Raw genomic sequence first — 4,082 nt, forward strand, 5'->3', positions numbered from 1 at the left:
CACTTTGCTCCAGAGGTAAGGTGCCGTTCCATCGATGGCGCCTACGGAAAGGGAGTGGTACAAACCGGTCAGTACAGTCGGTACAGGGGCTGCTAGCGAGTTGATTTTGCTGAGGAACCTACCCCATGCATCGTGGCCATTGAAACGCGTTTTGGCATACTCGAACACCTCAAAGATCTTGTCTTTCCCTGTCTTTCCTCGTAGCTGAGCAAAGAATTCATTACCACCAATTACGGGAAGGTCACGACCGGAAAAGTTTCGCTCAGCAGCTTTCTCCAGAAGCTGTTTATCAACAACTCCCTTCACGCCATCGTACCCTACTAATACCACAGGTTTACGCGCCGAAATTCCCTCAAGAACAACCCGCCCCATCCCTGCAACACCAGAGAACTTCTGGATCAGTGAAGGTACTTCATTGCTCGCTCCAGCTAGCTCTACGTAATCTGAGGTTCCTTGTTCCTCAAGCATCTTGAGTAACTTCTGCTTCGCAGGCCCATCGCCCGCAATCACCACCCCTGGAATGCCGCATGTTTTTGCCTTGATGCAAAAGTCGACGATACCCTGTACCTTGAATTCGTCCAATCTAGATACAACCAGCCAACGCAGGTCCATCGAGCTAGGTGTCAATGCCATGCGAAGAGACTCTTCAAATGCGACAGCATTTGGAATGCAGAAAACTGATTTATTGGGCACATGAATGGTTAGTAAACTCTGAACCTCTGGTGACACCGCAACAATCAAAGGCGCACTTGGCAAGACAATATCTTTGACCAATAGATCATAAATAGGTCCGTAGTAGCTTGCCAATGAAGCTGGGCCATGCAGTGTAATGGAATAAGGCACGCGCTCCAATTCGGCTGCCGCAACAGCAGGAATAATTGCGGAGAACGGATGGACATGAACGCATTCAATCGCATGTTCGCGAATGATCTGTCGAAGATGGTCGATTGCTTTCAATAGTGCTTCGGGCGAACACTCAGGTCCCAAAGGCAGCCCGTACGTCATGGAAGTTAGGCCGGCAGGCAAAAGTACGTCTTGAAAGTCTTTGCCCACTGCCAAATGAACTGCTACACCAGCTTTCGCTAGGTGTTCGATTTCCCCACGAATGTGCGTTTCGAGGCCACCTATAGTAAACTGCTCGGTAACGATTAGAAGCGATTTCATGCCCCCCCCCCCAATTCAGCCACCGCCACATTTGTATCAAGCATGGCTATACCACTGGCAAGAACACGGGGTTGATGCACCTTAAAAACAATGATATCAGTCTTGCGGTCAAGGTACAGCATATCGCCGTGCGATATCGCTTGCGCTATTGCCAAGGTTATAAAGTAAGTGCCGGCGCACAGGTCGGCTCGCAGCTCAAAATCAAAACGAAGTCGTCCCCCTGGCTGCGCGTCAATGAAGTTCTTTTGGTGATACAGCGTACTCGTCCCGAATGCAGAGACGCCTTCCACTGTCCGGATCAACATGCCCGCCTGAATTTCATTAACCTGACTCAAAACGTCCACAAAAAAACGAACCGTCATGGTTTCACCAGTCTTAAACTGTTCGCAAGGGCTTCCTGATGAGTCAAGAATTTGCCAATTGGAGATCACGGCGCGCATACCAGTCGCGCTGGATTCGCTTTCGTTGCTGATCGCCCCCTCTGATTGCAGACGATTTTTTGCTTGATCAACCGACGCAAGAGATTTATTTACGGATTGGCTTTGCTGCAAATATCGGACATATGCTTTCTCATCCGAATAAAGTAGCGCATGATACTGGTCGACGATTTCTTTGGCGGGGCCAATTCCATGAACGACCCCCTTGTGCAGAAGGATCCCGCGCTGACAAAACTTTTCTACCGTCGCTGTTGAGTGCGTCACCAGTAAAATGGAGCACCCTCCCTCACGCAACCGTTCGATATAATCGAAGCACTTTCGTTGGAACTTTTCGTCTCCGACAGACAAAGCTTCATCAACAATAAGCACCTGTGGTGACACGCACGCCTGCACGGCAAAGGCCAAGCGAACAGCCATGCCGCTAGAGTAGGTTTTAAGCGGTTGATCAAGGTGCTCTCCAATATCAGCGAAAGCAGCAATCTCATCAAACCGGGCATCCATTTCTTGCTTGGAAAAACCTAGTACTGATCCATTGAGATAAATATTCTCTCGCCCTGTGAAATCCGGGTTAAAGCCTGAGCCAAGTTCAAGCAGCGCTGTCATGATACCGTTCGTACTGACTTCACCGGAGGTAGGCGCTAGGGTGCCGGCAATAATCTGAAGCAGCGTACTTTTCCCACTACCGTTACGACCAAGAATGCCGATTGTTTCGCCTTTTTGTACAGAGAACGAAACATCTCTAAGAGCCCAGAATTCCTTAAAGTACTGGCGCTTCCCTAGCGAAAGGAATTGCAACAGACGATCATGCGGCTGCGAATACATTTCGTACCGTTTAGATACACCTGTGACAGCAATAGCAATTTCAGAGGACATCGGCAAACCCTTTCCTCGTCTTCTGGAACCACGCGAAACCAAGCCAAGCCATGACTGCCGAAGCCATTGTATGGATAGTTAATAGAGCAAAATCCGGGGACCTGCCCCAATAGAGAACATCTCGCACTTGTTCGATGACAGAAGTGATCGGATTGAGATAGAGCCATTGCCTGAATTCTTCTGGCAAGGCAGTAACAGGGTAGAAGATCGGAGTCATGAACATCAACACGGAAATGATCGTACCGATGAATTGGGAAACGTCACGCAAGAAAACCCCAAGCGATGCCAGCAACCAGCTTAGGCCCATAATGAACAGAAGGAAAGGCAGCATGATCAACGGCAGATAGAGCACTGCGGCATGAGGCAGACCGAAGAACACCAGGTAGGCCAGCAACCAGACGCCAAGACTAATCATCCCGTGGAACAGCGCGGAAAGCAGGGTGACAACGGGCAGAATTTCCAGAGGGAAAATCACCTTTTTGACGTAGTTTACGTTGCCGAGCACCAGCGACGGCGCTCGGCTAATGCTTTCGCCAAACAAGTTGAAAACCATTAAGCCGGCAAAGAGCATCAAGGCAAATTCGGTCTTGGAGTCGCTTTCCAAGTTCCAGCGCGCCTTGAACACAATGCTGAAGACAAACGTGTACACGGCGAGCATTAAGAGCGGATTGAAGAACGACCAGAGTAGGCCGAGGAACGAACCGCGATAGCGCCCCAGCACCTCGCGCTTGGCCGAGGTTTTGATGAGTTCACGGTTGCGCCAGAGAGTGGCGAACATTTCGACGGGGGAGGCTGAGAAACGGCGGCCCCCTGTACAGCAAACGGTTGGTGAGGTCATACGAATACTTGTGGATTGTGTTTTTGCCAGCGCCAGTGGTCTTGGCACATGGCAGGCAAGTCACGCTCGGCATTCCAGCCCAATAGCCGCATGGCCAATTGAGGGTCGGCATAACAGGCTGCCACATCACCCGGGCGACGCGGCCCGATGGGGTAAGGCACAGGATGGCCGCTGGCGGATTCAAAGGCTTTGACGACATCGAGCACGCTGTAGCCCACGCCAGTACCCAGGTTGACTTGAATGCACTGCGCTCGCTCGAGCGCTTCAAGCGCCTTGAGATGACCCAAAGCCAGATCGACAACATAGATGTAGTCGCGCACGCCGGTGCCATCATGTGTGGAGTAGTCGCTACCCCAGATATTCAGAAAATCGATCCGACCCACAGCCACTTGCGCCATATAGGGCATGAGGTTGTTGGACGTGCCTTGTGGGTCTTCGCCGATAAGCCCGCTCTCGTGCGCGCCCACCGGGTTGAAGTAGCGCAGGATGGCAATGCGCCAATCGGGATGGGCGCGATACACATCCCGCAGCATGTCTTCGATGACCAGCTTGCTGCGCCCGTAGGGGTTGGTGGCCGATAGCGGGTGGTCTTCCGTGAGTGGCAGGCTTTGAGGCTCGCCATAGACGGTGGCAGAAGAACTGAAGACCAGTGTAGTGACACCGCAGTTCTGCATGGCTGCAAGAAGGCGGTGGGTGCCGACGACATTGTTGTCGTAGTAGAGAAGCGGTTTTTCAACAGACTCGCCAACCGCCTTCAACCCGGCGAAATG

General features: G+C 51.7%; 4 protein-coding genes. All 4 read right to left on the minus strand.

All coding sequences use genetic code 11. From position 1 onward, the window contains the following. On the minus strand, positions 1 to 1,164 hold a 1,164-nt coding region (locus ACSHSS_RS29725; RefSeq protein ID WP_445545931.1), incomplete at its 3' end, for a glycosyltransferase family 4 protein. Then, positions 1,161 to 2,474: an ABC transporter ATP-binding protein gene (locus ACSHSS_RS29730; protein ID WP_445545932.1), complete on the minus strand. Its 1,314-nt coding sequence runs from the start codon at positions 2,472 to 2,474 to the stop codon at positions 1,161 to 1,163. The genes ACSHSS_RS29730 and ACSHSS_RS29725, both read right to left, overlap by 4 nt. After that, positions 2,464 to 3,312 (minus strand): ABC transporter permease, encoded by an 849-nt coding sequence (locus ACSHSS_RS29735; RefSeq protein ID WP_445545933.1) that lies wholly within the window; start codon positions 3,310 to 3,312, stop codon positions 2,464 to 2,466. Before ACSHSS_RS29735 ends, ACSHSS_RS29730 begins: the two co-directional genes overlap by 11 nt. Continuing rightward, the coding region (gene galE, locus ACSHSS_RS29740) for a UDP-glucose 4-epimerase GalE (protein WP_445545934.1) at positions 3,309 to 4,082 on the minus strand (774 nt) is incomplete at its 5' end. The genes galE and ACSHSS_RS29735, both read right to left, overlap by 4 nt.

The organism is Burkholderia sp. BC1 (assembly GCF_052683555.1).

Coding starts and splice junctions, on each gene's coding strand:
- ACSHSS_RS29730 (WP_445545932.1), bottom strand. CDS start 2,474: ATGTCCTCTGAAATTGCTATTGCTGTCACAGGTGTATCTAAACGGTAC.
- ACSHSS_RS29735 (WP_445545933.1), bottom strand. CDS start 3,312: ATGACCTCACCAACCGTTTGCTGTACAGGGGGCCGCCGTTTCTCAGCC.